Origin of the sequence: Streptomyces sp. NPDC086147 (assembly GCF_040702165.1) — a bacterium.
GTDB lineage: Bacteria > Actinomycetota > Actinomycetes > Streptomycetales > Streptomycetaceae > Streptomyces.
Genome location: NZ_JBFBJO010000003.1, coordinates 66,515 through 93,257, shown reverse-complemented (window position 1 = coordinate 93,257; position 26,743 = coordinate 66,515). Strand labels below are relative to the sequence as shown.

The following is a 26,743-nucleotide window of genomic DNA, read 5'->3' as shown; positions in this document are numbered from 1 at the left end:
ATAGAGATGGATGGTTGCTCCAGGCAAACTAAATCGGTCAAACGGCGCTAAAGAATCGGCAAAGGGGGGCCCGGGGAGCCGTACGCGGCCCCTCGCGCGGGCCCCGGGGCGGCCGGGGTTGGGCGGCCCGGCCGACTTCGCTAGGGTCCTGGCCCATGGCACACAACCCCCAAGCACCGTACGGCCAGGGCCAGGGCCCCGAGGGCTCCTACGACCCCGCCGGCAGCACCCAGATGTTCCGCGCCTTCGTCGACGAGGGCGCCCCGCAGCAGCAGCCACAGGCCGTCGCCGCCGCCTCCTCCTCGGGCCCCCGGGTCGGCCTGATCGTGGGCGTGGTCGCGGCCGTCGTGATCCTGGCGGCCGTCGCCTGGCTCGCGCTCGGCTGACCGTTCCGTACGTCCCGCACACCCAGGGTGGGCCGGCTCCGCACCACGCGGACCGGCCCGCTCTTCTTTTCGCCGACCGGGCCGCGCGGCCCACCGACCGGCCTACGCGGCGTTTTTACGGAGCCGTCCGCTCCGTCACGGAGTCCAGCGACGGCGCCAGCACCTCGAAGGCCCGCTCGATCAGCGCACCCGGATCCTCCGCGCCCTCGCCCTCGCTCCACCGGCGCAGTACGGCGTCGAAGGCGGCCAGCGCCATGCCCGCGGCGAGCCGGGGATAGAGGTCGGCCCCGGGGTCGCGCCCCAGGCGCGCGGCCAGTTCCTCGGTCAGTTCCTCGCGCCACCGCGCCTGGTGCTCCAGGAAGCGGGCGAGCAGCGCGGGCGTCCGCAGGATCAGCCGGACCACCGGCAGCGCGCGCTCGGCGTGGTCGCCGCAGGTGGTCAGGGGCACGGAGACGGCACGCAGCAGCGCCTCGGAGGGGCGCTCGGCCGCGTGCCGGGCGGCGAGCGCCTCGCGCATGTCGGCCCCCATCCCGGCCAGGAACTGGACGACCACGTCCTCCTTGGACGCGAAGTACCGGAAGAAGGTCCGCTTGGAGACCCCGGAGGCGGAGGCGATCTCGTCCACCGTGACCGCGTCGAAGCCCTTGAGGGCGAAGAGCTGGAGGGCCGCCTCGGTGAGCTCGGTCGCGACGAGCCGGCGCTTGCGCTGGGCGAGGGAGAGGGGAGCGGCGACGGGGCCGGTCTCGGTACTGCCGGGGCGGGTGCTCACCCCGGAATGGTAACGCGGTGCCTCCTCTGTCATCTAGGCGCATGCTTGACACTCGGTGACAAGGGCGGCAACGTATGCCGCATGACCAAGAAGCAGCGCCGGACCGCAGACCGGATCCCGGACCAGACCGGCCGGACCTCCGTCGTCACGGGGGCCAACAGCGGCCTCGGCCTCGCCACCGCCCGGGAGCTGGCCCGCCGGGGCGGGCGCGTGGTCCTCGCCGTACGGGACGGGGAGAGGGGCCGCCGGGCCGCCGAGGGCCTGGCGGCGGAGGGGATCGCGCCGGACCTGCTCGACGTGCGCCCGCTCAACCTCGCCGACCTCGACTCGGTGCGGGCCTTCGCCGGGCGGATGCGGGAGGAGCACTCCCGCCTGGACGTGCTCGTCAACAACGCGGGCGTGATGGCCCCGCCCCGTACGCTCAGCCCTCAGGGCCACGAGCTCCAGTTCGCCGTCAACCACCTCGGGCACTTCGCCCTCACGGGGCTGCTCCTCGACCTGCTGGCCGCCGGGCGGGACCCCCGGGTGGTCACCGTCAGCTCGATCAACCACCGTCAGGGCGGGACGCGCTTCGACGACCCGAACGGCGAGCGCGGCTACGCGCCCATGACCTTCTCCAACCGGTCGAAGTTCGCGAACGCCGTCTTCGGGCGGGAGCTGCACCGGCGCCTGACGGAGGCGGGCAGCCCGGTCCGGAGCGTCCTCGCCCACCCCGGCTACACCGCCACGGGCCTCCAGACCAAGGCGTCCGGCCCGGCCAAGGTGGTCTTCGGGTACATCGGCAATCCGCTGTTCGCCCAGCGCCCGGAGCGCGGCGCGCTGTCCCAGCTGTACGCGGCGACCGATCCGGCGGTGGAGGGCGGCGAGTTCATCGGCCCCGGCGGGCCGGCCGAACTGCGCGGCGACCCGACCCGCGTACGGCTCTCCGACGCGGCGGCCGATCCGGAGACGGGCCGCCGGCTGCGGGAGCTCTCGGAACGCCTGACCGGGGTGCGGTTCCCGGTGGCCGCGGCCGGATAGCGGTCGCGGCCGGACGGCGACCGGCCCCTTCGGTCGGCGGCGTACCGCCGTCCGAAGGGCCGTCAGGCGGCGGTCAGTCGGAGATGAGGCCTTCCCGGAGCTGGGCCAGGGTGCGGGTGAGTAGACGCGAGACGTGCATCTGGGAGATGCCGACCTCCTCGCCGATCTGCGACTGGGTCATGTTGGCGAAGAAGCGCAGCATGATGATCTGCCGCTCGCGGGGCGGGAGCTTGGCCAGCAGCGGCTTGAGCGACTCGCGGTACTCGACGCCTTCGAGGGCGGTGTCCTCGTAGCCGAGGCGGTCCGCGAGGGAGCCCTCGCCGCCGTCGTCCTCGGGCGAGGGGGAGTCGAGCGAGGAGGCGGTGTACGCGTTGCCGACGGCGAGGCCGTCGACCACGTCCTCCTCCGACACCCCGAGCACGGCGGCGAGTTCGGGGACGGTGGGGGAGCGGTCGAGCTTCTGGGCGAGCTCGTCGCCGGCCTTGGTGAGGGCGAGGCGCAGCTCCTGGAGGCGGCGCGGGACCCGCACCGACCACGAGGTGTCGCGGAAGAAGCGCTTGATCTCGCCGACGACGGTCGGCATCGCGAACGTCGGGAACTCCACGCCCCGTTCGCAGTCGAAGCGGTCGATCGCCTTGATCAGGCCGATGGTGCCGACCTGGACGATGTCCTCCATGGGCTCGTTGCGGGAGCGGAAGCGGGCGGCCGCGTACCGGACGAGGGGGAGGTTGAGCTCGATGAGGGTGTCGCGGACGTAGGTCCGCTCCGGGCTGTCGGCCGCGGCGCCCTCCGTGTCCAGGGCGCGCAGCCGCAGGAAGAGGGAGCGGGAGAGGGTGCGGGTGTCGAGGGCGCCGGTCGTGACGGGCATCGGCGGCGGCGCGGGCTCCGTGCTCTCGGGCGCCGTCGGCGCCGTCGTCTGCGTGGGCACGGGAACGACGGGAACGGGCGTGAGCGTGAGCACCTTGGAGCTGTCCAGTTCTGTGGACATGCCACCCCCTTGAGGTCGCGGACGGTCGCGGTGCCGCGACCATCTGAGGAACGCAGCCACCACCTGAATACCGGCGGCGGGGCTGCGGCAAACGCGGTTCCAGCAGAATGTCACATGTCGGCAACACGCTGTAGTGACTTGTCGACACAATGCCCGCGCAAATCCGCAGGAAACAAGGGGTGTTCGGCATCCGGTGCGTGCGGAACTGCTCCGAACCGGTCTACCCGTTCCGGTTACGCTTCGATCCTGTTTGCGGATCTCAATCGCGCGAAGCTGCGTGCGAGGAGCCTTGACACGTGCATCTGGGAGACGCCGAGTTCCTGGCTGATCTGAGACTGGGTCAAGTTGCTGTAGTAGCGCAGCATCAGGATCCGCTGTTCCCGTTCGGGCAGTTGTACGAGAAGGTGCCGGACCAGGTCCCGGTGTTCCACCCCGGCGAGCGCGGGGTCCTCGTAACCGAGCCGGTCGAGCAGTCCCGGCAGCCCGTCGCCCTCCTGCGCCGCCTCCAGGGAGGTGGCGTGGTACGAGCGTCCGGCCTCGATGCAGGCGAGCACCTCGTCCTCCCCGATCCGCAGCCGCTCGGCGATCTCGGCGGTGGTGGGGGAGCGCCCGTGGGCGGTCGTCAGGTCCTCGGTGGCGCCGTTGACCTGGACCCACAGCTCGTGCAGCCGGCGGGGCACGTGCACGGTCCGCACGTTGTCCCGGAAGTAGCGTTTGATCTCGCCGACGACGGTCGGCATCGCGAACGTCGGGAACTGCACGCCCCGGTCCGGGTCGAAGCGGTCGATGGCGTTGATCAGGCCGATGGTGCCGACCTGGACGACGTCCTCCATGGGCTCGTTGCGGGAGCGGAAGCGTGCGGCCGCGTAGCGGACGAGCGGCAGGTTGGCCTCGATGAGGGCCCCGCGCACCCGGTCGTGCTCGGGGGTGCCCGGGTCGAGGCCCTTGAGCTGCCCGAAGAGGACCTGGGTGAGGGCGCGGGTGTCGGCGCCGCGGGTGCTCTGGGGGCGCGTGCGCGGGGCCTCCGGGCCGCCTGCCTCGTGCTGGGGCGGTACTTGAGGTGCTGTACTGGCCGGCACGTTCACGCCACCTCTTTTGGCTGGTCCTGCTGGTCGACTGGTGTCAACTACGGTCAACTCATCCGTCAAAAGCGGTCATAGCATCACAAGACATGTCCACTGTGCGCAAGCACCCCATAACCACGTGTTGAGGGCGCGGAGGGAGGGAAGAGAGGGCCGGATGGGGGTCGGCGCGGAACCGGCGCGGTACGGGCGGGGGCGGGTGAAGGGGCCGGAAAACGCCGAGGCCCCCCGCCGTGAGGGCGGGGGGCCTCGGCCGTGACCGGGGGTCAGAAGGCGTAGTCGGCGATCACCCAGGTGGCGAACTCCCGCCACTGGGCGACACCCGCCTGGTGGGCGGGGTGCTCCAGATAGCGCTGGAGGGCGTCGGCGTCATCGACGGCCGAATTGATGGCGAAGTCGTACGCGATCGGCCGGTCCGTGATGTTCCAGTCGCACTCCCAGAACCGCAGCTCCGGAATCTGGCCGCCGAGCGCCCGGAAGGCCTCGACACCCGCGACGACGCGCGGCTCGTCACGGGAGACGCCGTCATTGAGCTTGAACAGGACCAGATGGCGGATCACGGAGGGCTCCTAATTGATGAGTTCGGTCATGAACTCGCCGACACCCTGGGCGGCGCCGGAAATGCCCTCGAACCCTACCTGGACCAGATCCGCCGCCCTCGCCGGGGACGTGACGATCGTGTACAGCACAAAGACCACGACCGCGTACAGCGCGACCTTCTTCGCCTGCGCCATTTCCAGCCCTCCCCTGTTCCCCCGCCGTACGACCGCGCCACTCTAACCGAGCCTTTACGGACCAAGGGCCCGGAGAACGAGGACTTTTGCCGCCCGCCGGAAGGGTGCCGGGCGCGCAGTATGGATGCCGGGCCCGGAGGATCGGGCAGGAATCCGAGGGCCCGGAACCGGCCCGCACTGCGGGGTCCGCGCCGCGAGGCTTCCCCCGGCGGCGGCACGGACCGGACGGCCCGGTTCTCACCGGGGGGGAGAGCGGCTTGTCCCCCCGATGCCGCTCCCCCCGACCTGCGTCACCCTGCGGGAAGGCCCCGGCCCGCGCACGCACGCGGGCCGGGGCCCTTTTTTCCGTACGGGGAGCCCCCACGGGGCCCGCACACGCCGAAGGGCCCGGCGCTGATGCGCCGGGCCCTTCGATCGAAGCGGTAGCGGAGGGATTTGAACCCTCGGTGAGTTTCCCCACACTCGCTTTCGAGGCGAGCTCCTTCGGCCGCTCGGACACGCTACCGAGGGAGAGCTTAGCCGAAACTGGCGCTGCGATGAAATCCGTATCCCGGCGCAGGTCGGAGCGGGGGCGGAGGGGGCGTCGGCAGGGGTGTCGGCGGGTGCGTCAACAGGCGTGTCAGCGGGTGCGGAAGAAGGCCGTGAGCCGCCGGGCGCACTCCTCGCCGAGCACGCCGTGGATTACCTCGGGGCGGTGGTTGAGCCGCCGGTCCCGCACGAGGTCCCAGAGCGATCCCGCCGCGCCCGCCTTCTCGTCCGGGGCGCCGAACACCACGCGCTCCACCCGGGACTGGACCAGGGCGCCCGCGCACATCACGCACGGCTCCAGGGTCACGACCAGCGTGCAGCCCGTCAGGCGCCACTCCCCGGTCACCGCGGCCGCCCGGCGCAGGGCGAGCACCTCGGCGTGCGCGGTGGGGTCGCCGACCGCCTCCCGCTCGTTGTGCGCCCGCGCGAGGACCTTCCCGTCCGGGCCGAGCACGACCGCGCCGACCGGCACGTCGCCGGCCGGCCCGGCGGCCTCCGCCTCGTCGAGCGCGAGCAGCATGGCGTCCCGCCAGGGATCCCGCAGGGGATCCGGTGCGGGACCGGCCGTGGAGCCGGCTCCGGCGTCGGGAACAGGTACCGCGGGAACCACTAGCGGACGGCCTCCAGGACCTCGCCCGCGCCCAGCGCGTCCGCGATCTCGGTGAGCGCGTCGGTCTCCAGGGCGAGCAGATCGGCCGGCGGCAGACCGAGGTCCGCCAGGATCAGCCGGTCACCCACCGGGGCGGCCGGGACGGCCTCGGCGGCCACGGAGCCCGCCTCGTCGTCCTCGTCCCCGTCGGCGTCGAGCGGTTCCCCGTCCTCCGTGCCGTCCAGGTCCAGCGACTCCAGCTCGTCGGCCAGGTCGTCCAGATCGTCACCGAGGATCTCCCGGGTGAGCATCTCCCCGTACGAGGAACGGGACGCGGCCGCCCCGTCCGAGACGTAGATGCGGGGATCCTCCTCCCCTTCGATCCGGACGATCCCGAACCACGCGTCCTCCTGCTCGATGAAGACGATCACCGTGTCGTCGTCCGAGGCGTCGCGGGCCAGCTCGACCAGATCCGACAGGGTCTCCACGTCGTCGAGCTCCGTGTCGCCCGCTTCCCACCCGTCTTCGGTGCGCGCGAGCAGTGCGGCGAAGTACACCTGACTCTCTCCCACTGATCAGAGGTGTGACGTTCCGGTGGCGCGGTCTTGAGCCCCGCCCCCTCGGCATCGTGACAGAAACGGCGCTCGCAGGAGAGGTCTTCGGCTCTTGCGTCGTGCATCAGTCTGAACGTCCCCGCTATCGGGCGGGCGCGCGACCCCGGCGCACTCGGGGGGCGCACGGCCAGCCCCGGCCGGTCGTCGCTGGTCCGGGCCCGTTTCCACCGGTCACACCGCGCCCGGCGGTACGCACGCGTTCCGGGACGCCCGACCGGCCGGTCACGCCGGAACCCGCCCGTAACCCCCATAACACCCGTACCGCCGGCACCGCTCGTCCCGCCGCCTCACCAGCGGAAGGTCCGCATCCGCATCGCCTGCCGCATCCGGGCCGCCCGGGCGCGCCGGGGCTGCACGCGTTCGCGCAGCGCCTTCGCCTCGTGCAGCTCGCGCAGGAACTGCGCACGGCGCCTGCGGCGCTCCGTGTCGGTCTCCGCCGCCGGTCCCCGGGCCACCCTCTCGGCGGCCCTCTCGACCGGTCCTTCCAGGTCGGACATCTCCCACACCACCCCATCACCGGGTCCGTGTGCCCCCACCTTCCCCCAGTGGCGCGGATCGACGCCAGTGCGGGGCGGGCTACTGTTGAGTCATGCGTCTCCACGTCGTCGACCACCCCCTGGTCGCCCACAAGCTCACCACCCTGCGCGACAAGCGCACGGACTCCGCGACCTTCCGGCGTCTCGCCGACGAGCTGGTCACCCTGCTCGCCTACGAGGCCACCCGGGACGTGCGGACCGAGCAGGTCGACATCGAGACCCCGGTCACGACCACGACCGGTGTGAAGCTGTCGCACCCGCGCCCGCTGGTGGTGCCGATCCTGCGCGCCGGCCTCGGCATGCTCGACGGCATGGTCCGGCTGCTCCCGACCGCCGAGGTCGGCTTCCTGGGCATGATCCGCAACGAGGAGACGCTGGAGGCGTCGACCTACGCCACGCGGATGCCGGAGGACCTCTCGGGCCGCCAGGTGTACGTCCTGGACCCGATGCTGGCGACCGGCGGCACGCTGGTCGCGGCGATCCAGGAGCTGATCAAGCGCGGCGCGGACGACGTGACCGCGGTCGTGCTCCTCGCCGCCCCGGAGGGCGTCGAGATCATGGAGCGCGAGCTCGCCGGCACCCCCGTCACCGTCGTGACGGCCTCGGTCGACGAGCGCCTCAACGAGAACGGCTACATCGTCCCGGGCCTCGGCGACGCGGGCGACCGCATGTACGGCTCGGCCGAATAGGCCTCCGGGCCGTAGGGGCCTCAGGGGCTTGTACGGGTCGTAGAGGCCGTACGGGCCGTGAGAGTCGTACGGGGGCCGTACGGGCCTCCGGGGGCCGGTCGGACCCCCGGGCCGGTCACGGTCCTCAGCACTTCCCGGTCGGAGCGGGCGCGGGCTTGGTCAGGGCGACCAGGGCCGCGTCCGCCGTCGTTTTCGGGGACAGGTTCTTGAAGGCGGTCCCGATGATCAGGTCCACGTCCGCCGTGGCCCGGGTGTCCGTCCTGGTCGTGGCGCCCGCGAGCTGGGTGCCGAGGACCGGGAAGGCGCCCTTGGCGGCGGCGGGCGCGCCGAGGAGCAGTCCGGCGCCGGGGACCTTCTTGTCGTAGGCGACGGGCGCGTTCCCGACCTTGCCGACCTTGAAGCCGCGCTTCTTGAGCTCGTCGGCCGTCGTCTTGGCGAGTCCGCTGCGCGGGGTCGCGTTGTAGACGTTGACCGTGATCTGCGCGGGCTTGGGCAGGGCCGCGGCCGGTGCGGCGGTCGGCGTGGGAGCGGGCTTGCAGTCGGCCGTCTTCCCGGCCGCCGCCTTCGTGCCCGCGTCGCCGGAGAACACGTCGACGAGCTGGAGCGTGCCCCAGCCGGCCGCGCCGAGCACGACCACGGCGGCAGTGGCTGCGAGGACGATCCTGCGCCGACGGTGGGGGCGGCGCATGCGCGGGTAGACATCCCCCGTGATGCGGTACTTTCCGCCCATGCCGGGGGGAGTGAGCATGCTCATGAGCGCAGCGTAATGCCGCTGGTGGGTGATGCCTACTTGATGATCATGTGATCGCGTCCGGATGGGGTGGAACTGACCCCGAAAGGGTCAGCGGCCACCCTTGCGGGCCACCGTCAGTCCAGTTCGAGGACGCGGGCGTGCAGCACCTGGCGCTGCTGGAGCGCCGCGCGGACGGCCCGGTGCAGTCCGTCCTCGAGGTAGAGGTCGCCCTGCCACTTCACGACGTGCGCGAAGAGGTCGCCGTAGAAGGTGGAGTCCTCCGCGAGCAGGGTCTCCAGGTCCAGCTGGCCCTTGGTGGTGACCAGCTGGTCGAGGCGGACCGGGCGCGGGGCGACGTCCGCCCACTGCCGGGTGCTTTCCCGGCCGTGGTCGGGATACGGCTTTCCGTTTCCGATGCGCTTGAAGATCACACGGAAAGCCTACCGGGCGAGCGGCTCTCGGCGCAGCCACGCCCGCCCGCTGGGATGCCGGTGCGAAACGGGACGAACCGGGATCCGGGTGCCGTCACGCGCGCGAGCGGGCCGCCACCGCCCCGGGAAGAGGGGCCCGGAGGGCCTCGCTCCGGGACGCCGCCCGTCACCCGGACGAGCGGCCGGGAACGGGGCGAGCGGCCGGGAACGGGACAGGGGCTCCCCTCCGGCGGCGGTCCGCCGGAGGGGAGCCCCTACGGGCCGACCCTTCGGTGCTTGCCCGACTTACTCGGTGACCTCGTGGTGGTCGTCGTGCAGGCCGCCGCCGCTGCCCGCGTCACCGGTGGTCGGGACGGAGACGACCGGCTTGCGGAGCGAGGAGATGTCGTGGGCGTAGGTGCCCACGGCGTTGGCGATGACGTCGATGTTGACGTCGAACGCCTTCAGGTTGATGTTGCTGAGGTTGTCGCCCTTGGCGTGGTAGTTCACGTCGTACGCGACGCCCGCCTGGCCGCCGAACTTGGCCGCCTGGCCCGCGGTCTTGATGCCCTCGGCGCCGGTGAAGGTGCCGCCGGAGGGGATGCCGACCTCGATGAACGGGCCGTAGTCGGAGCGGCCGGTGAAGTCGGTGCCCTCGTGCGGGTGCCCGTTCTTGTCGAGGAACTCGTTGATGTCGCGCTCCAGCTGGGCCGAGCCCGCGGGGCCCGCGCCGGCGCCGACGCCGTCCGAGTCGTCGCCGTCGTACACGAACAGGCCGTAGTTCGGCGAGGCGATCATGTCGAAGTTGAGGTAGAGCTTGATCTCCTTCTTGTCGAGCGCCGTGAGGTTCTGCACGTAGTGCTCGGAGCCGAGGAGGCCGTTCTCCTCCGCCGACCACCAGGCGAAGCGGACCTTGTTGCGGACCTTGTCCTTCGACTCGGCCAGCTTCAGGGCGGCCTGGAGGAGGCCGGCGGAGCCGGAGCCGTTGTCGTTGATGCCGGGGCCCGCGGTGACGGAGTCGAGGTGGGAGCCGAGCACCACGGTGTTGGCGGCGTTGCCGGCCTTGGTCTCCGCGATGACGTTGTTGGTGGAACGTATCTGCTGGAGCTGGCGGATCTCCACGGAGAGGGTGACCGGGCCCTTGGCGAGGTCGGCGGCGAGCGCCGTGCCCTCGGCCAGGGTGATGCCGCCGGTGGGGATCTTCCCGGAGGCGGCGTCCCCGAGGGTGCCGGAGAGGACGCCCTCGGCGTTGTTGTAGATGACGGCGGCGACGGCACCGGCGTCGGCGGCGTTCTGCTGCTTCACCGCGAAGGCGCAGCCGCCGCGCTTGATGAGCGCGATCTTGCCGGTGAAGGCGCCGGCGGCGAAGTCGCCCGGCTCGCAGCCGGTGGTGGCGTCGGCGTCGACCGGCACGGCCACGAGCTCGGCCTTGACGCCGCCGACCGGGGTGGACTTGGTGTAGGTCATGGCCTTGATGTCGAACGCGCGGGGCGCGGGGGTGACGACGGAGGCCTTCTCGGCGAGCGTCTCCGTGTACTCGAAGTCGAACTTCTGGTACCAGACGTTGTAGCCGGCCTTCTTGAGCTGCGTGTACACGTACGCGGCCGAGGCGTCGTGCCCGAGCGAACCGGCCGCGCGGTGGCCGCCGGCCGAGTCGGCTATCGCCTGGAACTTCTGCAGGTGCTTGTAGGCGTCCTTGGCGGTGGTGTCGCGGACCAGCTTCTTCGCCAGCTTGGCGGCATCGCGGGCGGGTGCGGCCGTGGGGTCCTGTCCCGCGGTGGCGGGGGATGAGAGGACCAGCGGGGCGGCGAGAGCGGCGGCGGCGAGGATGGCCGCGGCCCGGCGCTGGGATGCGTTCACAGAAGTCCTTCCCGGTACGGACGAGGTTGAGGGGAAGTTAGCGATCTCGGAGGCGTTCTGTGAACAGATTCGCCACAATTCCTGCCGGGTCGAACAGGATTGAAATCTGGAATTCTCAATTCCCTTACGAGTTGCGATCGTTCAGGGCTTTTGCCGGATACGTTCCCGACGGGTTCCGGTCACGTCCTCGCGAAGCGGTCGAGGGCCGCGAGGAGCAGCCGGCCGGTCTCCTCGCCGCCCAGGTGTCCGGCGCGCTCGACCACGTGCAGCTCGGCGTCCGGCCAGGCGCGGACGAGTTCCCGGGCGGTGGTGAGCGGCCCGCCCAGGTCGAGCCGGCCGTGGACCAGGACGCCCGGGATTCCGGCGAGCCGGTGCGCGTCGCGGATCAGGGCGCCCTCCTCCAGCCAGGCGCCGTGCGCGAAGTAGTGCGAGCAGATCCGGACAAAGCCGAGCCGGGCGTCGTCGACGCGGTCGGTGTACGGGGTGCCCATGCCCTCCGTCGAGAGGACGGCGTCCTCCCAGGCGCACCAGTCGGCCGCGGCCCTCTCCCGTACGGCCCGGTCGGGGGCGTTCATCAGGGCGGCGTACGCCCCGACGAGCTCGTCCGCCCCGGCCCCGTCGGCGGCCCCGGCCCCGGCCCGGAAGCGCTCGTGGGCCTCGGGGAAGAAGCGCCCGACGCCCTCGTACAGCCAGGCGGTCTCGGAGCGGCGGGTGGTGGTGACGGCGGCGATCACGATCTCGGTGACGCGCTCGGGGTGGGCCTCCGCGTACGCCAGGATCAGGGTGGAGCCCCAGGAACCCCCGTAGAGCAGCCACTTCTCGACCCCGAGGTGTTCGCGCAGCCGCTCCATGTCCGCGACCAGGTGCGCGGTGGTGTTGACGGAGAGGTCGGCGGCCGGGTCGCTCGCGTGCGGGACGGAGCGGCCGCAGCCGCGCTGGTCGAAGAGGACGACCCGGTACGCCTCCGGGTCGAAGAGGCGCCGGGAGTGCGGGGAGGAGCCGGAGCCCGGCCCGCCGTGGACGACGAGCGCGGGCTTGCCCTCCGGGTTCCCGGAGACCTCCCAGTGGACGCGGTTGCCGTCGCCCACGTCGAGCAGGCCCTGGTCGTACGGTGCGGTCTCCGGGTGCATCCGGCCGACCCTACGGGGACCGCGGTGGCCCCGCCCGGGGTTTCCGGCGGCCCCTACGGGACCTCGGGGCCTTGAGGGGCTTCGCCGGTCCCTACGGGACCTCGGGCCCCTACGGGACCTCGGGCCCCTACGGGACCTCGGGCCCCTACGGGACCTCGGGCCCCTACGGGACCTCGGGCCCCTACGGGACCTCCGACCCCTACCGGCCCCGCACCCGCACCGACGGGTCCTCGCACCACTCCAGGACCGAGGGCCAGTCCCCGTACCCGCTGGCGGGGTTGAGGTGCTCGCCGCCCGGTACGCGGTCGGGGTCGAGGCCGAGCGGACGGCCGTAGTGCAGGTCGGCGCCCTCGGGGCAGTACGGGTCGCCGTCCCCGTACACCAGGCGCGCCGCGAGGCCCGTCTCCGCGAGGTCGAGGCCGTCGGCGAAGGCGGCGATCTCGGGGATCGAGGCGGTCACCGGCGGCGAGGGCGGGGCGACGAGCAGCACCCGGTCGGCGTCCGGCCTGCGGGCCCCGGCCCGCAGCCACAGCAGGACGGACAGGCTGTGCGCGAGGACCACGAACTCGCCCCGGGCGGGCCGCTTCCCGTGCTCCTCCAGGGCGTCGAGCCACTCCGCGAGCACGGGCGCGTCCGGCGAGGGGAGCTGCGGATAGCGGACCTCGTGCCCGCGCTCCCGCAGCCGCCCGGCGAGCCAGTGCTGCCAGTGGCCGACCGGCCGGTGGTTCTGGAACCCGTGCAGGATCAGGAAGGTCTTGGCGGTGAAGTCGTTCTCGGTCGTCATGGCGTGATCGTGCGGTCCGGGGAGCCCGGAGGTCCAGACGGGTTCCGGGGTGTGGACACGGCGGTCGTGCCCGGTGCGCACGCACCGGCCCCGACCCCGTAGGGGACGGGCCCCGGGCCCTCAGGAGCCTTCCCGCAGGGTGAGGAGCTCCCGTACGCCCGCCTTGAGGCGCTCGCCCGAGAGTTCCTGTTCGACGGCCAGGTGGTGCATGACGTCGGGGGAGAAGGGCGCGAGCACCAGGTGGGCGAGGAGCGCGCCGTCGGATCCCGGCCTGAGCTGTCCGACGAGCAGGGCGACGTGCGTGTGCATCACCCGGTACGCGCCGCTGTGGTACCGGGCGCGGGGCGCGGCGGAGTGCGCGGCGAGCAGGATCTCGCGCTGCTCGGCGACCCGGTCGACGAGCGCGTCGAGGAAGGCGTCGAGCCGTTCGGCGGTCGGGGCGCCGGGGCCGAGCGGCGGCGGGCCGCTCATGTACGCCTCCTGGAACTGGCGCTCGCGGTCGTCGAGGAGCGCCCACAGGAGCTGGGAGACGTCGCCGAAGCGGCGGTAGACGGTGCCGACGCCGATGCCGCTGGCGTGGGCGACCTGGTTCATGGTGACGGCGTCGGGGCCCTGCTCGGCGACGATCCGGGCGGCCGCGTCGAGGATCCTGCGCCGGTTGCGGGCCGCGTCGGCGCGCTCGGGGGCGGGGGCGTCGAGCGTCGGGAGCAGGCCGAGCGCGGGCGCCGCCGCCCGATCGCCGTCCCGCGGGTTCTCGGTGCTCATCTCTGCGGACTCCTGCCCTTCTGTCCTGCGTCCCTGCCCCTCGGATCGAGCATACCCGCCCCCCTTGCAAAACGGATAGAGATCCGCTTAGCTTCGATCAGGAAAGCGGATAGCAATCCACTTCTACGGATCGATCCGGTCCCGATCGTGAAGACATCGTCGCGAAGACATCGAGGAGAGTTCGTCATGTCCGTCAAGGTCGCCGTCATCCACTACTCGGCCACGGGTAGCGTCCACCACCTCGCCCGGGCCGTCGCCGAGGGTGCGGAGAAGGCGGGCGCCGAGGTGCGCCTGCGCCGGGTGCCCGAGCTCGCCCCGGACGCCGCGATCGACGCGAACCCGGCCTGGCGCGCCCACGTGGACGCCACCGGCGACGTGGAGGTCGCCACCCTCGACGACCTGGAGTGGGCGGACGCGTACGCCTTCGGCTCCCCGACCCGCTTCGGGAACGTGGCCGCGCAGCTCAAGCAGTACATCGACACGTCGGGCGGCCTGTGGCAGCGCGGCGTCATGGCGGACAAGCCCGCGACCGCCTTCACCAGCGCCCACAACGTCCACGGCGGCAACGAGTCGACGCTGCTCGCCCTCTACAACACCTTCCACCACTGGGGCTCGGTCATCGTCTCGCCCGGCTTCACCGACCCGTCGGTGTACGCGGCGGGCGGCAACCCCTACGGGACCGCCCACCCGGGCGCCCACGGCGAACCCGGCGAGGACGTCCTCGCCGCCGCCCGCTACCAGGGCGAACGCCTCACCCGGATCGCGAAGCGCCTGAAGGGCCTCGCGGACGCCTGAGGCGCCGCGGCACCCCGCGGGCGGTCACGCCAGGGACAGGAACAGCTTCTCCAGGCGGGCCCGCATGGCGTCGCGGTCCTCGCCGTCCTTGCGGCCGTCCTCGATGTCGGTCAGGCACTGCTGGAGCCCGGTCGCGATGATCGCGAAGCCGGCCCGGTCGAGGGCGCGGGAGGCGGCGGCGAGCTGGGTCACGACCTCCTCGCAGTCCCGGCCCTCCTCGATCATCCGGATCACCCCGGAGATCTGGCCCTGCGCCCGGCGCAGCCGGTTCAGTACGGCCTTGAGCTCCGCGCCCGCGAGATCGAGTTCCACAACGTCTCCTCCACAGATACCCCAGGGGGTAATTTACTCCCCGGCCCGGGGCTCCGTCGTAGTCCAAGGATGACACCTGGACGGACACCTGGAGGAGGACGCCGACGGGCGGCGACCGACGGCCGGGAGCGGGAGCGGGCTCCTGACCGGCCGGTGGGCCGGTCGGCCGGTCCTGGAGGGCTCGGCCCGTTCCGCCCGTCGAGCAGGGTCTCCATATGCAGGTCGACCGGCGCTTCCTCTCTCCGTCGGGACCTTGCCCAGGAGCCGCACGCTGCCGTCCTGGTGGGCGGGGCGGTCGTAGAAGTGGAAGTCGGCGTCGCGCCGTGGATCTTGTTGCGGTCGTCGAGGAGCGACAGCGAGACGTCGGCGTCGGCGCCGTCGTCCGCCGCACTGCTCCAGCTCGGCCCGACGACCACCGGGCCGGTGGCTTCACCGAGGGTGGTGACCCCGTCCGGGCTCGGCCAGATGACCCGCCCCAGCTCCATCCAGGTGACCCGATCCGGTTTCACCCCACCTCCGGACCCGCCTCGTCCACCGGCCGCACGACCACCGGGTACACCGGGGAGCCGGCCGGGGCCGGGCAGCGGGCCACCCGGGCGGCGATCTCGGTCACGCGCTCCAGGGAGGCGCACTCCAGGAGCCAGTAGCCGGCGACGACCCCCTCGGCCGCCGCGTACGGGTCGTCCGTGACGACCGCGCTCCCGTCGTCGTCCACCGTCACGAAGCGGGCCGTGGACGGGGCGGCGAGGCCCTGTGCGTCGAGCAGCTCGCCGTTCGCGGCGAGTTCTTCGTTGACCGCGTTCATGTGGTCGAACATTGCCTGCATCCCCGCCCGGTCCCAGGCGGGACTGCCGGCGGAGCCGCGCCCCGCCATCGCCTCGTAGTCGGCCTGCGATCCCTGGACCGTCACCAGGTACTTCATGGCGCTCTCCTTCCTGCCCGGCGCGCACGCGCCCGTCCTCCGCAGCACAGCCGGAGCCGGGCCGCCGTGCCCGACACCGCGCGGACGCGAACCCGAAAAACGGGATAAATCACTCGGCCGCCCCATGATGCAGACGTGAACGCATTCACCTTCTCCGCCGCCTTCATCACCTTCTTCTCCGTCGTCGGCCCGCCGAAGGTGCTCCTCTCCTTCGCCGGCCTCGCCCAGGTCCACCCCGCCAAGCAACTGCGGACCATCGCCCTCATCTCCTCGGGCGCGGCCGTCCTGGTGGGCCTCCTCGCCGGCATCACGGCCCCCTGGCTGCTCGACCTCTTCCACATCAGCACCCCCGCCCTCCAGCTCGCGGGCGGCGCCATCTTCTTCCTCTACGCCGTCGGCCTCGTCCTCGGCATGCACCTCGGCTCCGACCGCGCCCACCAGGACGCCCCGGACCTGGTCAGCGGGGTGCGCGAACTGCTGATGCCGTACGTGGTGAGTCCGCTGGCCCTGACGGCGGTCCTCATCGAGGCGGCGGCCCGCTCCGGCTTCAGCTGGCGCTCGACGGTCGTCGGGGCGTACGTGGCGGTCATCGTCCTCGACCTGGTCTGCGTCCTGCTCCTGACCCGGGTCCTGCTCCACACCCACCACGCCACGATCGAGCTCCTCGGCCGCCTCCTGGGCCTCCTGCTCGCCGCCGTCGGCGTCGACCTGATCCTCGACGGCCTCTCCGACCTGGGCGTACCGGGCCTGGACGCGCGGAAGTAGACGGCCGGGAGGCGGCTCCCCTAGGGGTTGAGGAGCTGATCGGCGACGGAGGTGCGGGCGTAGAGGACGGAGCGTCCGCTGCGGTGGGCGGTGACGAGGCCGGCGTTCCGCAGGGCGATGAGGTGCTGGGAGACGCCGGCGGCGGAGAGCCCGGAGTGGGTGGCGAGCTGGGTGGTGGAGGCCGGGGTGTCGAGCGAGGTGAGGAGCAGGGTCCGGGAACGGCCGAGGACGGCGGCGACGGCGTCCGTGGAGGCGGTGGTACGGGGTTCCCATACGGCCCCGAACCCGCGGGCCGGGTAGGCGAGTTGGGGCGGGTCGGGGTGGACGGAGCGGGTGAGGACCCGGGGCCAGACGAAGACGGAGGGCACGAGCAGCAGCCCGGACCCGGTCTGGTCGCGGCTGAGCGCGCAGTGGCGCCGTACGAGGCGCAGGGTGCCGTCGTCCCACCGTACGGTCTCGTGGAGTTCGCCCAGGACGCGGGCGGAACCGTGCTCGGCGACCTGCCGGGCCCGGTGGAAGACGTCGGCCTCCAGGACCTTCTGGATGCGGGCCCAGTAGGGGGCGAGGGCGAGTTCCCAGTAGGTCTCGATCTCGTCGGCGACCTTCGGCAGGACGGCCTCGGGGTCGTCGTGCAGGGACTGGAGCCGCCCGCCGTCGCCTCCCTCCGCGACCAGCTTCCGCAGGTCCTCGCGCACCTGCCCGGCGGGGGTGCGGCGGACGGCGTCGAGCTCGGCGCCGAGGGTGGGGAAGGGCCCGTCGGGGGTGGGGTTGAGGAAGTCGGCGAGGTATCCGTGGGCGGGCACGAGGGCGGCGAGCCGTCCGCGGTCGAGCCCGGCGCGGACGATCCGGGGCCGTACCTGGGCGGCCCAGCGCTGGTGGGGGGCGGAGTCGGACCGCTGGGCGAGGATCCGGAAGCTGGTGACGACCTCCCAGAGGGGGGAGACGGCGAACCGGGTCTGGGCGAGGTCGGCGGCGGAGAAACTGAGTTCGGATTCCATGCGTGCGTGCCCCCGGAAGCGGCGAAGTGGCGACCGAACCCGAATGGATTCGCTCCCACCTTAATCATTGGAGCCCCCACCGACGGAAGAAGCAATCTCCCTCCATGCCCTCCAAGCCGTTCATGCCCTCCGCCTTCCGCGACCTCCCGCCCGTCGTCTGGACGCTCTTCGCCGGAACGATCGTCAACCGCCTCGGTTACCTCGTCACCCCGTTCCTGGTCTTCTTCCTCGCGTCGCGGGGAGTGACCGGCTCCGACACCTCGTACGTCCTCGGCGCCCTGGGGGCGGGCCATCTCCTCGGCCCCGCCGTCGGCGGCGTCCTCGCCGACCGCATCGGCCGCCGCCCCACCATGCTGATCGGCCTGATCGGCGCGTCGGCGGCGCAGGGGGCCCTGTTCCTCGCCCCCGGCGTCTGGACGATGGCGGCGGCCGCGCTGCTGATCAGCGCGGCGGGCAGCACCGTCTCACCGGCCGTGTACGCGCTCCTCGCGGACGCGGTCGACAGCGAACGGCGCCGGCGCGCGTACGCCCTCTTCGGCTGGGGCGTGAACATCGGGACGGCGGCCGGGGGAGTGCTGGGCGGCTACCTCGCGGCCCACGGCTACTGGCTGCTGTTCGCGGTGGACGCGGGCTCGATGCTCCTGTACGCGCTGGTGGTGACGTTCCGCCTGAAGGAGCCGGAGCGCCCCACGAGGAACGACCGGAAGGCGGATGACGGAATCGGCTACGGAGTGGTCCTCCGGGACCGCCTGGCCCTCCTGACCCTCCCCCTCTTCGGCATCCAGCTCTTCGTCTACTCGCTCACCGAGGTCGCCCTGCCGCTCGCGATCCGCGACAGCGGCCTCTCCCCGGCGGTGTACGGGGCGATGGCGGCGGTCAACGCGGTCCTGGTGGTGGCGCTCCAGCCGCTCGTGACGGCGTGGCTGACGAGGCTGCCGCAACTGGCGGTGCAGAGCGCGGGCAGCGCGCTGATCGCGGTGGGCGTGGCGCTCACCGGCCTCGCGGACGGGGTGGCCGGCTACACGGTGTCGGTCGTGGTCTGGTCGCTCGGCGAGGTGGTGGTGGCCGGCATCGCGGCGAGCGTCGTCGCGAACCTGGCCCCGGCGCACGCCCGCGGCCGCTACCAGGGTGCCTTCGGCTGGACGTGGGGCATGGCCCGCTTCGCGGCCCTGACCCTGGGCGTCACCGTGTACACGACCCTGGGCCCCGCGGTGCTGTGGTGGACGGCCCTGGTGGCGGGCACGGCCGCGGCGGCGGGGACCCTGGCCCTGGCGAAGAGGATCGAACGCCGCACGAAGCACGCGCTGGCTGCCTGAGTCCCTACCCCTTGGCGGAGGCGCGGACATGGGCCACGAGCGCGTTGGCGTGCCCGTGGCCCAGGCCGTGCTCGGCCTTCAGCCAGGAGACCAGCTCCATGTGCTTGTCGAGCGGCGAGGAGCGGACGATCTCCAGCCACTCGCCGATCGGCCGTCCGTACTTCTTCTCGATGGAGGGGAAGTATCCGGCGGGACCCTTGACGACGTTCTCGACCACGGTGATCTCCTGTACTGGCTCGGGCGCTTGTCACAGTGAAGACCGCCGCCCCACCGGAAACTCATCGCTCCCTGCCCGGTCAATCCCGCCGGATGTGCTCGGGATCGATGTGCCGCCGCACCATGGGCACGGAGGCGAGCGCGGCCGCGAGCACGACGCCCAGCGCGCAGGCGAAGAGCAGGGGAAGCCCCTCCCAGTCCCAGTGCACCGCCCCGCCCCCGGTGATCAGATAACTGGACTCGGCAAGCCACCCGGCCACGATCGCCGCCCCCAGCCCCACGACCAACGGCAACACCACCTGCACGACCTGCACCACCCGCAACGTCCCGGCCCGCGCCCCCAACAACGCGAGCGCGGTCACCTGCCCCCGCCGCTCCATGGCCCGATCGGCCACGGACACGACGAACGCGGCCACCCCGATGACCAGCCCGAGCACCATCCCGACGACCAGCAGACTCCGAATCACGGTCAACTGCGCGAGCGAGTCGATCACGATGCCGACGGGTTCCACGGATGCGGTGGGGGCGATGGCTCCGATGCCGTCCAGGACGGAGCGGATGGTGGCGGGGTCGGCGTCGCTCAAGAGGGTGAGGACGCCGTCCGTGTCCGCCAAGTCGGAGGGAACGAGTGAAGGCGGTACGAGCAGAGTGCCCGACTCGAAGACGGACAGGTCCCAGGGATGCACATCGATTCGCTCATCCGGTACGGCGAACATGATGTTCCGGCCGTTCTTCAGCGCGAAAGGATACTGCTCTCCGGCCTTCGGGTCGTACTCGTACGTGGTGCGATCGTCCCGCAACTGCATGATCCGGTCGTCTGCACAGCCCGTGGCCCGCTCTGTGTAGACGGCAAGCTGCGCGCAGGTGCCGACTACCAGGGCAGCGTGTTCTACATCGCTCCCGTCCAGTGGATCCCAGGAGTTGTACGAGATGACCGATGCCTGTACACCAGGGACCTTGGCCATTTCCTTCCGCTGTGCAGGCGAGACCTCGTTCAGGCGGATGTTGTACTCCTGAAAGGGGGCTGTTCGCCGACTGATCTGATCCAGCTCGATGAGCACTCCCTGCGTGAGCGAAGCCCCGAAGACCAACAGTACGAGTCCGGTGACCACCCGCAAGGATGATCCCGGATCAACTTCCGTACGTCGCATCGCCAAAGCCACGGGCAGCGACTTCGTGATTCCCGCCAACCGCTGCGCCAGCCACGCCGTGATCGGCGCCAGCCCGAAGACGAGTCCGGCACCGGTCACCAGCACGGCGCTAGGAACCAGCACAGAATTGGACGATCCCCCTGACGGGTCTCGTCCCATCAGACTAAGTGCGCAGTAACCGCTGATGACTCCGAGCCCGGGAACCAGCAGCAAAGAGGCGTACTTCCTCGGTAGCTTTCGTTCGCCGGTCCTCCGCACGCTGATCGGTGACACCGCGGCTCGTCGCGCACTGAACTGCCCCACGATCCAAGCAAGCGCTGGACACCCCGCCATGCATACGACCACGGTCATCCCGTCGGGACGCCCATCCGCTGGGTACCAGTGAAGTCCAGGCAGTCCGACCCGGGCCATTACTTCGTTGAGCCCGATATAGCCAATGAGCCCGATCACGGCTCCAGCAAGAGCAGCGGCCACGCTTTCTCCGGCGTTCACTCGCAACGTGTCTTTCACACTTAGCCCGGCAAGCCTGAGGGCTGCGAGCCGGCGTGCGCGAGACTCACCGGAGAGGCGTGCGCAGACGGAGAGGAAGATGACCAGGGGCAGTAGCACGATGCACCCGAGGACGAACCGCAGGATGTCCAGGGTCGCGGGCTCGACGACCGGCTGCCAGGTTCGCCCCGTGCCGAAACCACCGAGCGTCTCTGCTTCGGGCAGGTCGGCTGGGGTGGTGCCGATGTAGGCGTACAGGTCATCGGAGCCGCCCAGTCCCTCTGGTGAGACAGTGCCGGTCAGACGGCCAGGGACAAGCCCAGCTGCTTTTGGATTGGCTGCCAGGGCCTCGCCCAATTTCGGCGAAACGATTACTTCACCAGAGCCGGGAAGGCTTTCGATGCCCGGTGGAACTGGTGTCGAACCAGGAGCAATGCGAGCGACGAAGACTCGATGGAGAAGTTGTGAGCCGTATGGGTCCCGAAATTCACGGTAAATGACATTGCTTGTACCGGGCCGTGGCTCCCGGGCGGCAGTGCGAGCGTCATGAGCGGCAAGAATCGACGGAATGGTCAATACAGCGGCAAGACAGGCCACCCCGAGCGCCGACCCGAGCGACATCAACAGAAAACGGATCCGCCCCCTGCGCCCACTGCCCCACAGCAGGCGCATCCCAAGGAGGAACGGGTTCACACTGCCACCCGCTGTGCCAGAACGCCGTCCGTCATCGTGTACTGCGTATCGGCCTTCGCCGCGACGTCCGCATCGTGAGTGACGATGACCACCGCAGTCTTCTGCCGCCGCGCAAGCTGAAGAAACTCGTCCAGCACGGCAGCCGCGTTGACGCTGTCGAGCGCCCCGGTCGGCTCATCCGCGAACACCACGTCCGGCCGGTGGACCAGAGCCCGGGCGACCGCCACACGCTGACTCTGGCCACCCGACAGCTTCGAGGTCCTGCGACGTGCCAGATCGCTCATACCGAGCCGCTTCAACACCTGGCCGGCCATGACGTGGGCATGGTCCTTGCTGATCCCGGCGAGCCGGAGAGGAAGCGCTGCGTTCTCCTCGACGGTCAGCTCCGGCAGTAACTCCCCGTACTGGAAGACGAAGCCCAACCGCGTACGACGCAGCGCGCTGAGTTCCCCGTCGGGAAGGCAGGACAGCCGCTCCCCGTCGAAGGTCACCGCCCCGTTGGTGGGCGGCAGGACCCCGGCAAGGCAGTACAGCAGGGACGACTTACCTGACCCACTGCTGCCCATGATGGCGGCCACCTCGCCGCGCTTGAGGGTGAAGTCGACACCGAAGACGGCCTGCTCGGTGCCGTAGAAGAGGTCCACGCCTTCGGCGCGAAGAATGACATCCATTTGATGTACCTCCTGGGGAACGGGGGCCGCCTTTCGACAGCCCCTCAATGGCCGATTACCGTCGCACGAACAGTCGCTCGGTTGAGCAGCTGTCCGGCCGGAAGGAGCCACGGTCGAGGCACACCTGCAGTCGGACTTCTTTAGTCTTCAGAACTGCTCCGTCGTAAAAGACCTTGTCAACCTTAATGCTCTTCCTTTGGACACCGTTGAGTTGGCGCCACGAATAACCCTCCACCTTGGACCGGAGGTAGATGTTGTGGCCGTCCTTCGGTGCCTCGTCACGCAGTGTTCCCTTTACGTGGAGACCACTCGGAGCCTTGCTTGTGGGCTGCCACTGATACGTGCCGAGAAGCGCAGCTCCAGGCGTCCTTAGAACCAACTTGTTCTCAGAGGAGGCCAAAGCTGTCCCCATTCCTCCGAAGAACAGCCCTGCAGTTACCACCGCTGCAACCAACTTCTTCATGAATAACCTCTGTTGGGTCGCGTGCCGACTGATGATCACAGAACGTATCCGCATCGCTGCATGCTGAATGCCGCAGGAACGTGTCTCCGTGCCTACAACCCTCTGATCCAGTGAACGAAACGCTCCTGGTCGCCCCTACTCCGTGAGGGTGATCGCTGAGGTGTCCGCAGAGAAGGGGAGCCCCGGTCTTCAGTCGCCCCTTTGGTGCGCCCCGTCGTCACCGTCAACCAACCGCCCCCTCGCGGCCCGCATATCCGTCAATCGCAGGGTGGGACGGCTCTGCGCACCCCTGGCCAATGTGGCGGGGGTCACTGAAGGTGTTGATGGTCGGGAAACGTCGAAGGGCCCCACTGCTTGCAGTGGGGCCCTTCGACATCGTGCCCGGTGAGGCACTGGCGGAGGATACGAGATTCGAACTCGTGAGGGGTTGCCCCCAACACGCTTTCCAAGCGTGCGCCCTAGGCCTCTAGGCGAATCCTCCGCCGGGAACATTACATGACCGAGGGGGGTGCTCGCGAACTCGATCGCAGGTGGGGTCTGCGGGAGGCCCCGGACGGGAGGTGTGGGGCCCGGCGCCGTCGGCATCGGGTAGTCTGGGCGGAGCCCCTCACGCGGCGCTATCTGACTGAACTCCCCCAGGGCCGGAAGGCAGCAAGGGTAGGTCGGCTCTGGCGGGTGCGTGGGGGGCGCTTGCGTTCCCAGGGCCAGCCCAGGGCCAGCCCAGGGGCGGAGGCCACGGGCAGGACCGCCGGGTCCGGGGCCAGGGTCAGGGCCGGAGCCAGGCCCATGAGCCCGAGCCGGCAAGGCCCGTCAGCCGGCCCCCCCCGCAGGCCCGAGCCCCCGCACCCCGCGATTTTCCCGAGTTGTCGGTGCGCGCCTATAACCTCGTACACGTGTCGTCTCTCGCGCTCTACCGCCGCTATCGCCCCGAGTCCTTCGCCGAGGTCATCGGTCAGGAGCATGTCACCGACCCGCTGCAGCAGGCCCTGCGGAACAACCGGGTCAATCACGCGTACCTGTTCAGCGGACCCCGTGGCTGCGGCAAGACGACCAGCGCGCGCATCCTCGCCCGCTGCCTGAACTGCGAGCAGGGTCCGACGCCCACGCCCTGCGGCGAGTGCCAGTCCTGTCAGGACCTCGCGCGGAACGGGCCGGGGTCGATTGACGTCATCGAGATCGACGCCGCCTCGCACGGCGGCGTGGACGACGCCCGCGACCTGCGGGAGAAGGCCTTCTTCGGGCCCGCCTCCAGCCGGTACAAGATCTACATCATCGACGAGGCCCACATGGTCACCTCGGCGGGCTTCAACGCTCTCCTGAAGGTGGTCGAGGAGCCCCCGGAGCACCTGAAGTTCATCTTCGCCACCACCGAGCCCGAGAAGGTCATCGGGACCATCCGCTCGCGGACCCACCACTACCCCTTCCGGCTCGTGCCGCCCGGCACCCTCCGGGACTACCTCGGCGACGTCTGCGGACGCGAGGGCATCCCCGTCGCGGACGGCGTGCTGCCCCTCGTCGTGCGCGCCGGTGCCGGTTCCGTGCGTGACTCGATGTCCGTCATGGACCAGCTCCTGGCCGGCGCCGCCGACGACGGTGTGACCTACGCCATGGCCACCTCGCTCCTCGGCTACACGGACGGCTCGCTGCTCGACTCCGTCGTCGACGCCTTCGCCGCCGGCGACGGCGCCGCCGCCTTCGAGGTCGTCGACCGGGTCATCGAGGGCGGCAACGACCCCCGCCGCTTCGTCGCCGACCTCCTGGAGCGGCTGCGCGACCTGGTGATCCTGGCCGCCGTGCCGGACGCCGCCGAGAAGGGCCTCATCGACGCCCCGGTCGACGTCGTCGAGCGCATGCAGGCGCAGGCGTCCGTCTTCGGGGCCGCCGAGCTCAGCCGGGCCGCCGACCTGGTGAACACCGGCCTCACCGAGATGCGCGGCGCCACCTCCCCCCGGCTCCAGCTGGAGCTGATCTGCGCGCGCGTCCTGCTGCCCGCCGCCTACGACGACGAGCGCTCCGTCCAGGCGCGCCTGGACCGGCTGGAGCGCGGCGCCACGACCGCCGCCGCGTCCGCCCCCGCGCCCGTCTTCACCCCCGGACCCCCCGCGTCCGCCGCGCCCGCCATGGGGTACGTCCCCGGGCCCGACGCCCACACCCCCATGGCCCCGCCACCGCCTCCGCCTTCGCCTTCGCCCGCCCCCGTACAGGCGCCGTCGCAGCCGCAGGCTCCCGCGTCCGCCGGGCCCCGGCCCGGTGCCTGGCCCGGGGCCGCCGCGCCCGGCGGCGGCAGCGCCCCCGGCGCCTGGCCCGGAGCCTCCGCCCCGGCCCCGCAGGCCCCCGCACCCGCCACCACCCCCGCTCCCGCGCCCGCCGCCACCCCCGCTCCCACCGGCGGCGACACCGCCCAGGTGCGGAACCTGTGGCCGCAGATCCTCGACGCCGTCAAGAACCGGCGCCGTTTCACGTGGATCCTGCTCAGTCAGAACGCGCAGGTCGCCGGGTTCGACGGCACCACCCTCCAGCTCGGCTTCCTCAACGCCGGCGCCCGGGACAACTTCGCGAGCAGCGGCAGCGAGGACGTCCTGAAGCAGGCCCTCGCCGAGCAGTTCAACGTGAACTGGAAGGTCGAGGCGATCGTCGACCCCTCGGGCGGTGCCGCGCCGCCGCCCGCCGCCGCCAACTTCGGCGGCCGTCCGGCGGCCCCGGCCCCGGCTCCCACATCGGCGCCCTCCTTCCAGCAGGCCCCGCCGCCCCCGCCCGTACAGGCGGCTCCCGCTCTCGCCCGGACGCAGCAGCCCGCGCCCGCCAAGGACCCGTCCCCGCCCGCGTACACCCCGCCCGCGCCGCGGCCCGTGGCGCCGGAGGACGACGTTCCGGAGGAGGACGATCCCGACCTCGTCGACTCGGCCCTCTCCGGGCACGACCTGATCGTGCGCGAGCTCGGCGCCACGGTCGTGGAGGAATACACGAACGAGTAGCGGCGTCTCGCTCGGTGGCCCGTACGAAGGGCATCCCGTCCCGCGGGCTACCCTGGCTGGCGTGAAGGTCCTCGTCATCGGCGGCGGCGCCCGCGAACACGCCCTGTGCCGCTCTCTCTCCCTCGATCCCGACGTCACCGCTCTGCACTGCGCGCCCGGCAACGCCGGAATCGCGGAGCTCGCCGAGCTGCACGCCGTCGACCAGCTGGACGGCGACGCCGTCGCGCGCCTCGCCACCGAGCTCGGCGCCGGTCTCGTCGTCGTCGGCCCGGAGGCCCCGCTCGTCGCCGGCGTCGCCGACGCCGTGCGCGCGGCCGGCATCCCCGTCTTCGGCCCCTCGCGGGAGGCGGCGGAGCTGGAGGGCTCCAAGGCCTTCGCCAAGGACGTCATGGCCGGCGCCGGCGTGCCCACCGCCCGCAGCTACGTCTGCACCACCCCCGAGGAGATCGACGAGGCGCTCGACGCCTTCGGCGCCCCGTACGTGGTGAAGGACGACGGCCTCGCCGCCGGCAAGGGCGTCGTCGTCACCGACGACCTGGAGAAGGCCCGGACGCACGCGCTCGCGTGCGACCGCGTGGTCATCGAGGAGTACCTCGACGGCCCCGAGGTCTCCCTCTTCGCCATCACCGACGGCACCACCGTCCTGCCGCTCCAGCCCGCGCAGGACTTCAAGCGCGCGCTCGACGGCGACGAGGGCCCGAACACCGGCGGCATGGGCGCCTACTCCCCGCTGCCCTGGGCCGACCCGAAGCTGGTCGACGAGGTCCAGGAGACCGTCCTCCAGCCGACAGTCGACGAGCTGCGCCGCCGCGGCACCCCCTTCTCCGGCCTCCTGTACGCCGGTCTGGCGATCACGAGCCGCGGCGTCCGGGTCATCGAGTTCAACGCCCGCTTCGGCGACCCCGAGACCCAGGTCGTCCTGGCCCGGCTCGCCACCCCGCTCGCCGGCGTCCTGCTGAACGCCGCCAACGGCACGCTCGCCGACCAGGCGCCGCTCCGCTGGCGGGACGACGCCGCCGTCACCGTGGTCGTCGCCTCCCACAACTACCCGGACACCCCGCGCACCGGCGACCGGATCACGGGCCTGGAGGAGATCGTGGAGCTGGACGCCCCGCACGCGTACGTGCTGCACGCCGGTACGAAGCGGGACGGCGACGCCGTGGTGAGCGCGGGCGGCCGCGTCCTCTCGGTCACCGCCACCGGAACGGACCTGGCGCGGGCCCGCGAGCGCGCCTACGCGGCGGTCGGCCGCATCCGGCTGGACGGCTCCCAGCACCGTACGGACATCGCGCGCAAGGCCGCCGAGGCCTGATTTCCGCATGACCGCTCCGTGCGGCCGGGCGGCGCACCGCACGGCCGC

Annotated in this window: 29 protein-coding genes, 2 tRNA genes and 1 other RNA gene; 9 read left to right on the top strand and 23 right to left on the bottom strand. The window is 71.5% G+C overall.

The features are described from left to right. Positions 1 to 155 precede the first annotated feature (155 nt). Positions 156 to 386 (top strand): hypothetical protein, encoded by a 231-nt coding sequence (locus tag AB0398_RS08505; protein ID WP_366373110.1) that lies wholly within the window; start codon positions 156 to 158, stop codon positions 384 to 386. A gap of 115 nt (positions 387 to 501) precedes the next feature. Here the strand turns inward: AB0398_RS08505 and AB0398_RS08500 are convergent, their stop codons facing one another. Further along, positions 502 to 1,155: a TetR family transcriptional regulator gene (locus AB0398_RS08500; RefSeq protein ID WP_366373109.1), complete on the bottom strand. Its 654-nt coding sequence runs from the start codon at positions 1,153 to 1,155 to the stop codon at positions 502 to 504. A gap of 81 nt (positions 1,156 to 1,236) precedes the next feature. Here AB0398_RS08500 and AB0398_RS08495 point away from each other — a divergent pair, with 81 nt between their 5' ends. Beyond that, a complete protein-coding gene (locus tag AB0398_RS08495) occupies positions 1,237 to 2,175 on the top strand; it encodes an oxidoreductase (RefSeq protein WP_366373108.1) in 939 nt (312 codons plus the stop codon). A 73-nt stretch (positions 2,176 to 2,248) separates the two neighbouring features. Here AB0398_RS08495 and AB0398_RS08490 read toward each other — a convergent pair whose 3' ends face one another. The 8 genes from AB0398_RS08490 to AB0398_RS08455 all read right to left on the bottom strand — a co-directional run bounded on the left by AB0398_RS08490 (position 2,249) and on the right by AB0398_RS08455 (position 7,207). After that, positions 2,249 to 3,163, bottom strand: coding sequence for an RNA polymerase sigma factor SigF (locus AB0398_RS08490; RefSeq protein WP_366373107.1), 915 nt, complete (start codon positions 3,161 to 3,163; stop codon positions 2,249 to 2,251). Between the two features lie 233 nt (positions 3,164 to 3,396). Next, positions 3,397 to 4,248, bottom strand: a complete 852-nt coding sequence (locus tag AB0398_RS08485; RefSeq protein WP_366373106.1) for an RNA polymerase sigma factor SigF — start codon at positions 4,246 to 4,248, stop codon at positions 3,397 to 3,399. Between the two features lie 263 nt (positions 4,249 to 4,511). After that, the gene (locus AB0398_RS08480; protein WP_366373105.1) at positions 4,512 to 4,805 is read right to left on the bottom strand and encodes a Dabb family protein; all 294 of its coding nucleotides are present in this window, start codon (positions 4,803 to 4,805) and stop codon (positions 4,512 to 4,514) included. 9 nt (positions 4,806 to 4,814) lie between these two features. After that, the gene (locus AB0398_RS08475; RefSeq protein ID WP_366373104.1) at positions 4,815 to 4,979 is read right to left on the bottom strand and encodes a hypothetical protein; all 165 of its coding nucleotides are present in this window, start codon (positions 4,977 to 4,979) and stop codon (positions 4,815 to 4,817) included. A 420-nt stretch (positions 4,980 to 5,399) separates the two neighbouring features. Next, a tRNA-Ser gene (locus AB0398_RS08470) sits at positions 5,400 to 5,484 on the bottom strand. Positions 5,485 to 5,598: 114 nt separating this feature from the next. Next, a complete protein-coding gene (tadA, locus tag AB0398_RS08465; protein ID WP_366373103.1) occupies positions 5,599 to 6,027 on the bottom strand; it encodes a tRNA adenosine(34) deaminase TadA in 429 nt (142 codons plus the stop codon). Between the two features lie 89 nt (positions 6,028 to 6,116). Then, a complete protein-coding gene (locus AB0398_RS08460; protein ID WP_366373102.1) occupies positions 6,117 to 6,653 on the bottom strand; it encodes a hypothetical protein in 537 nt (178 codons plus the stop codon). A gap of 344 nt (positions 6,654 to 6,997) precedes the next feature. Beyond that, positions 6,998 to 7,207, bottom strand: a complete 210-nt coding sequence (locus tag AB0398_RS08455; protein ID WP_053640088.1) for a hypothetical protein — start codon at positions 7,205 to 7,207, stop codon at positions 6,998 to 7,000. Between the two features lie 92 nt (positions 7,208 to 7,299). Here AB0398_RS08455 and upp point away from each other — a divergent pair, with 92 nt between their 5' ends. Further along, a complete protein-coding gene (gene upp / locus AB0398_RS08450; RefSeq protein ID WP_366373101.1) occupies positions 7,300 to 7,935 on the top strand; it encodes a uracil phosphoribosyltransferase in 636 nt (211 codons plus the stop codon). Between the two features lie 124 nt (positions 7,936 to 8,059). Here upp and AB0398_RS08445 read toward each other — a convergent pair whose 3' ends face one another. From AB0398_RS08445 to AB0398_RS08420, 6 genes are all read right to left on the bottom strand, one after another. Beyond that, entirely contained in the window at positions 8,060 to 8,689 is a 630-nt protein-coding gene (locus AB0398_RS08445; RefSeq protein ID WP_366373100.1) for a LytR C-terminal domain-containing protein, read from the bottom strand. Positions 8,690 to 8,802: 113 nt separating this feature from the next. Continuing rightward, positions 8,803 to 9,099: a type II toxin-antitoxin system VapB family antitoxin gene (locus tag AB0398_RS08440; protein WP_030209440.1), complete on the bottom strand. Its 297-nt coding sequence runs from the start codon at positions 9,097 to 9,099 to the stop codon at positions 8,803 to 8,805. Between the two features lie 285 nt (positions 9,100 to 9,384). Further along, positions 9,385 to 10,938, bottom strand: a complete 1,554-nt coding sequence (locus tag AB0398_RS08435; RefSeq protein ID WP_366373099.1) for a M28 family metallopeptidase — start codon at positions 10,936 to 10,938, stop codon at positions 9,385 to 9,387. 179 nt (positions 10,939 to 11,117) lie between these two features. Next, the gene (gene pip / locus AB0398_RS08430; protein WP_366373098.1) at positions 11,118 to 12,068 is read right to left on the bottom strand and encodes a prolyl aminopeptidase; all 951 of its coding nucleotides are present in this window, start codon (positions 12,066 to 12,068) and stop codon (positions 11,118 to 11,120) included. A 199-nt stretch (positions 12,069 to 12,267) separates the two neighbouring features. Further along, on the bottom strand, positions 12,268 to 12,852 hold the full coding sequence (locus AB0398_RS08425) for an alpha/beta hydrolase (protein ID WP_366373097.1): 585 nt from the start codon (positions 12,850 to 12,852) through the stop codon (positions 12,268 to 12,270). Positions 12,853 to 12,972: 120 nt separating this feature from the next. After that, complete coding sequence (locus tag AB0398_RS08420) at positions 12,973 to 13,617, bottom strand: helix-turn-helix domain-containing protein (protein ID WP_366373096.1); 645 nt, start codon at positions 13,615 to 13,617, stop codon at positions 12,973 to 12,975. A 186-nt stretch (positions 13,618 to 13,803) separates the two neighbouring features. On the opposite strand from AB0398_RS08420, the gene wrbA reads away from it, so the two are divergent. Next, a complete protein-coding gene (gene wrbA / locus AB0398_RS08415; RefSeq protein WP_366373095.1) occupies positions 13,804 to 14,412 on the top strand; it encodes an NAD(P)H:quinone oxidoreductase in 609 nt (202 codons plus the stop codon). Positions 14,413 to 14,436: 24 nt separating this feature from the next. Here the strand turns inward: wrbA and AB0398_RS08410 are convergent, their stop codons facing one another. Together AB0398_RS08410 and AB0398_RS08405 are read right to left on the bottom strand one after the other, a co-directional pair. Next, complete coding sequence (locus tag AB0398_RS08410) at positions 14,437 to 14,724, bottom strand: metal-sensitive transcriptional regulator (RefSeq protein WP_366373094.1); 288 nt, start codon at positions 14,722 to 14,724, stop codon at positions 14,437 to 14,439. A gap of 505 nt (positions 14,725 to 15,229) precedes the next feature. Next, entirely contained in the window at positions 15,230 to 15,646 is a 417-nt protein-coding gene (locus AB0398_RS08405) for a YciI family protein (RefSeq protein WP_366373093.1), read from the bottom strand. A gap of 135 nt (positions 15,647 to 15,781) precedes the next feature. Between AB0398_RS08405 and AB0398_RS08400 the strand changes: the two genes are divergently transcribed. Beyond that, positions 15,782 to 16,411 carry a MarC family protein gene (locus AB0398_RS08400; RefSeq protein ID WP_366373092.1) on the top strand — a complete coding sequence of 210 codons (630 nt, stop codon included), beginning with the start codon at positions 15,782 to 15,784 and terminating at the stop codon, positions 16,409 to 16,411. Between the two features lie 20 nt (positions 16,412 to 16,431). On the opposite strand, the gene AB0398_RS08395 is transcribed toward AB0398_RS08400, so the two are convergent. Next, positions 16,432 to 17,409, bottom strand: a complete 978-nt coding sequence (locus AB0398_RS08395) for a DUF5937 family protein (protein ID WP_366373091.1) — start codon at positions 17,407 to 17,409, stop codon at positions 16,432 to 16,434. Positions 17,410 to 17,513: 104 nt separating this feature from the next. Between AB0398_RS08395 and AB0398_RS08390 the strand changes: the two genes are divergently transcribed. Continuing rightward, complete coding sequence (locus tag AB0398_RS08390) at positions 17,514 to 18,725, top strand: MFS transporter (RefSeq protein WP_366373090.1); 1,212 nt, start codon at positions 17,514 to 17,516, stop codon at positions 18,723 to 18,725. Positions 18,726 to 18,729: 4 nt separating this feature from the next. On the opposite strand, the gene AB0398_RS08385 is transcribed toward AB0398_RS08390, so the two are convergent. The 5 genes from AB0398_RS08385 to AB0398_RS08365 form a co-directional block, all read right to left on the bottom strand. Next, a complete protein-coding gene (locus AB0398_RS08385) occupies positions 18,730 to 18,942 on the bottom strand; it encodes a DUF4287 domain-containing protein (protein ID WP_366373089.1) in 213 nt (70 codons plus the stop codon). 79 nt (positions 18,943 to 19,021) lie between these two features. Beyond that, the gene (locus AB0398_RS08380; RefSeq protein WP_366373088.1) at positions 19,022 to 21,274 is read right to left on the bottom strand and encodes an FtsX-like permease family protein; all 2,253 of its coding nucleotides are present in this window, start codon (positions 21,272 to 21,274) and stop codon (positions 19,022 to 19,024) included. Further along, the gene (locus AB0398_RS08375) at positions 21,271 to 21,945 is read right to left on the bottom strand and encodes an ABC transporter ATP-binding protein (protein WP_366373087.1); all 675 of its coding nucleotides are present in this window, start codon (positions 21,943 to 21,945) and stop codon (positions 21,271 to 21,273) included. The genes AB0398_RS08380 and AB0398_RS08375 overlap by 4 nt, the downstream gene beginning before the upstream one ends. Before the next feature lie 55 nt (positions 21,946 to 22,000). Then, on the bottom strand, positions 22,001 to 22,408 hold the full coding sequence (locus AB0398_RS08370) for a hypothetical protein (protein WP_366373086.1): 408 nt from the start codon (positions 22,406 to 22,408) through the stop codon (positions 22,001 to 22,003). A gap of 393 nt (positions 22,409 to 22,801) precedes the next feature. Next, positions 22,802 to 22,889 (bottom strand) — tRNA-Ser (locus tag AB0398_RS08365). A 117-nt stretch (positions 22,890 to 23,006) separates the two neighbouring features. Here AB0398_RS08365 and ffs point away from each other — a divergent pair. From ffs to purD, 3 genes are all read left to right on the top strand, one after another. Next, positions 23,007 to 23,105, top strand: an RNA gene (ffs, locus tag AB0398_RS08360) — signal recognition particle sRNA small type. 196 nt (positions 23,106 to 23,301) lie between these two features. After that, complete coding sequence (locus tag AB0398_RS08355) at positions 23,302 to 25,383, top strand: DNA polymerase III subunit gamma and tau (protein ID WP_366373085.1); 2,082 nt, start codon at positions 23,302 to 23,304, stop codon at positions 25,381 to 25,383. A 61-nt stretch (positions 25,384 to 25,444) separates the two neighbouring features. Beyond that, complete coding sequence (gene purD / locus AB0398_RS08350) at positions 25,445 to 26,695, top strand: phosphoribosylamine--glycine ligase (RefSeq protein ID WP_366373084.1); 1,251 nt, start codon at positions 25,445 to 25,447, stop codon at positions 26,693 to 26,695. Positions 26,696 to 26,743 lie beyond the last annotated feature (48 nt).

Coding starts and splice junctions, on each gene's coding strand:
- AB0398_RS08475 (WP_366373104.1), bottom strand. CDS start 4,979: ATGGCGCAGGCGAAGAAGGTCGCGCTGTACGCGGTCGTGGTCTTTGTG.
- AB0398_RS08370 (WP_366373086.1), bottom strand. CDS start 22,408: ATGAAGAAGTTGGTTGCAGCGGTGGTAACTGCAGGGCTGTTCTTCGGA.
- AB0398_RS08420 (WP_366373096.1), bottom strand. CDS start 13,617: ATGAGCACCGAGAACCCGCGGGACGGCGATCGGGCGGCGGCGCCCGCG.
- AB0398_RS08425 (WP_366373097.1), bottom strand. CDS start 12,852: ATGACGACCGAGAACGACTTCACCGCCAAGACCTTCCTGATCCTGCAC.
- wrbA (WP_366373095.1), top strand. CDS start 13,804: ATGTCCGTCAAGGTCGCCGTCATCCACTACTCGGCCACGGGTAGCGTC.
- AB0398_RS08505 (WP_366373110.1), top strand. CDS start 156: ATGGCACACAACCCCCAAGCACCGTACGGCCAGGGCCAGGGCCCCGAG.
- AB0398_RS08495 (WP_366373108.1), top strand. CDS start 1,237: ATGACCAAGAAGCAGCGCCGGACCGCAGACCGGATCCCGGACCAGACC.
- pip (WP_366373098.1), bottom strand. CDS start 12,068: ATGCACCCGGAGACCGCACCGTACGACCAGGGCCTGCTCGACGTGGGC.
- AB0398_RS08455 (WP_053640088.1), bottom strand. CDS start 7,207: ATGTCCGACCTGGAAGGACCGGTCGAGAGGGCCGCCGAGAGGGTGGCC.
- AB0398_RS08445 (WP_366373100.1), bottom strand. CDS start 8,689: ATGAGCATGCTCACTCCCCCCGGCATGGGCGGAAAGTACCGCATCACG.
- AB0398_RS08490 (WP_366373107.1), bottom strand. CDS start 3,163: ATGTCCACAGAACTGGACAGCTCCAAGGTGCTCACGCTCACGCCCGTT.
- AB0398_RS08375 (WP_366373087.1), bottom strand. CDS start 21,945: ATGGATGTCATTCTTCGCGCCGAAGGCGTGGACCTCTTCTACGGCACC.
- AB0398_RS08395 (WP_366373091.1), bottom strand. CDS start 17,409: ATGGAATCCGAACTCAGTTTCTCCGCCGCCGACCTCGCCCAGACCCGG.
- upp (WP_366373101.1), top strand. CDS start 7,300: ATGCGTCTCCACGTCGTCGACCACCCCCTGGTCGCCCACAAGCTCACC.
- AB0398_RS08405 (WP_366373093.1), bottom strand. CDS start 15,646: ATGAAGTACCTGGTGACGGTCCAGGGATCGCAGGCCGACTACGAGGCG.
- tadA (WP_366373103.1), bottom strand. CDS start 6,027: ATGCTGCTCGCGCTCGACGAGGCGGAGGCCGCCGGGCCGGCCGGCGAC.
- AB0398_RS08390 (WP_366373090.1), top strand. CDS start 17,514: ATGCCCTCCAAGCCGTTCATGCCCTCCGCCTTCCGCGACCTCCCGCCC.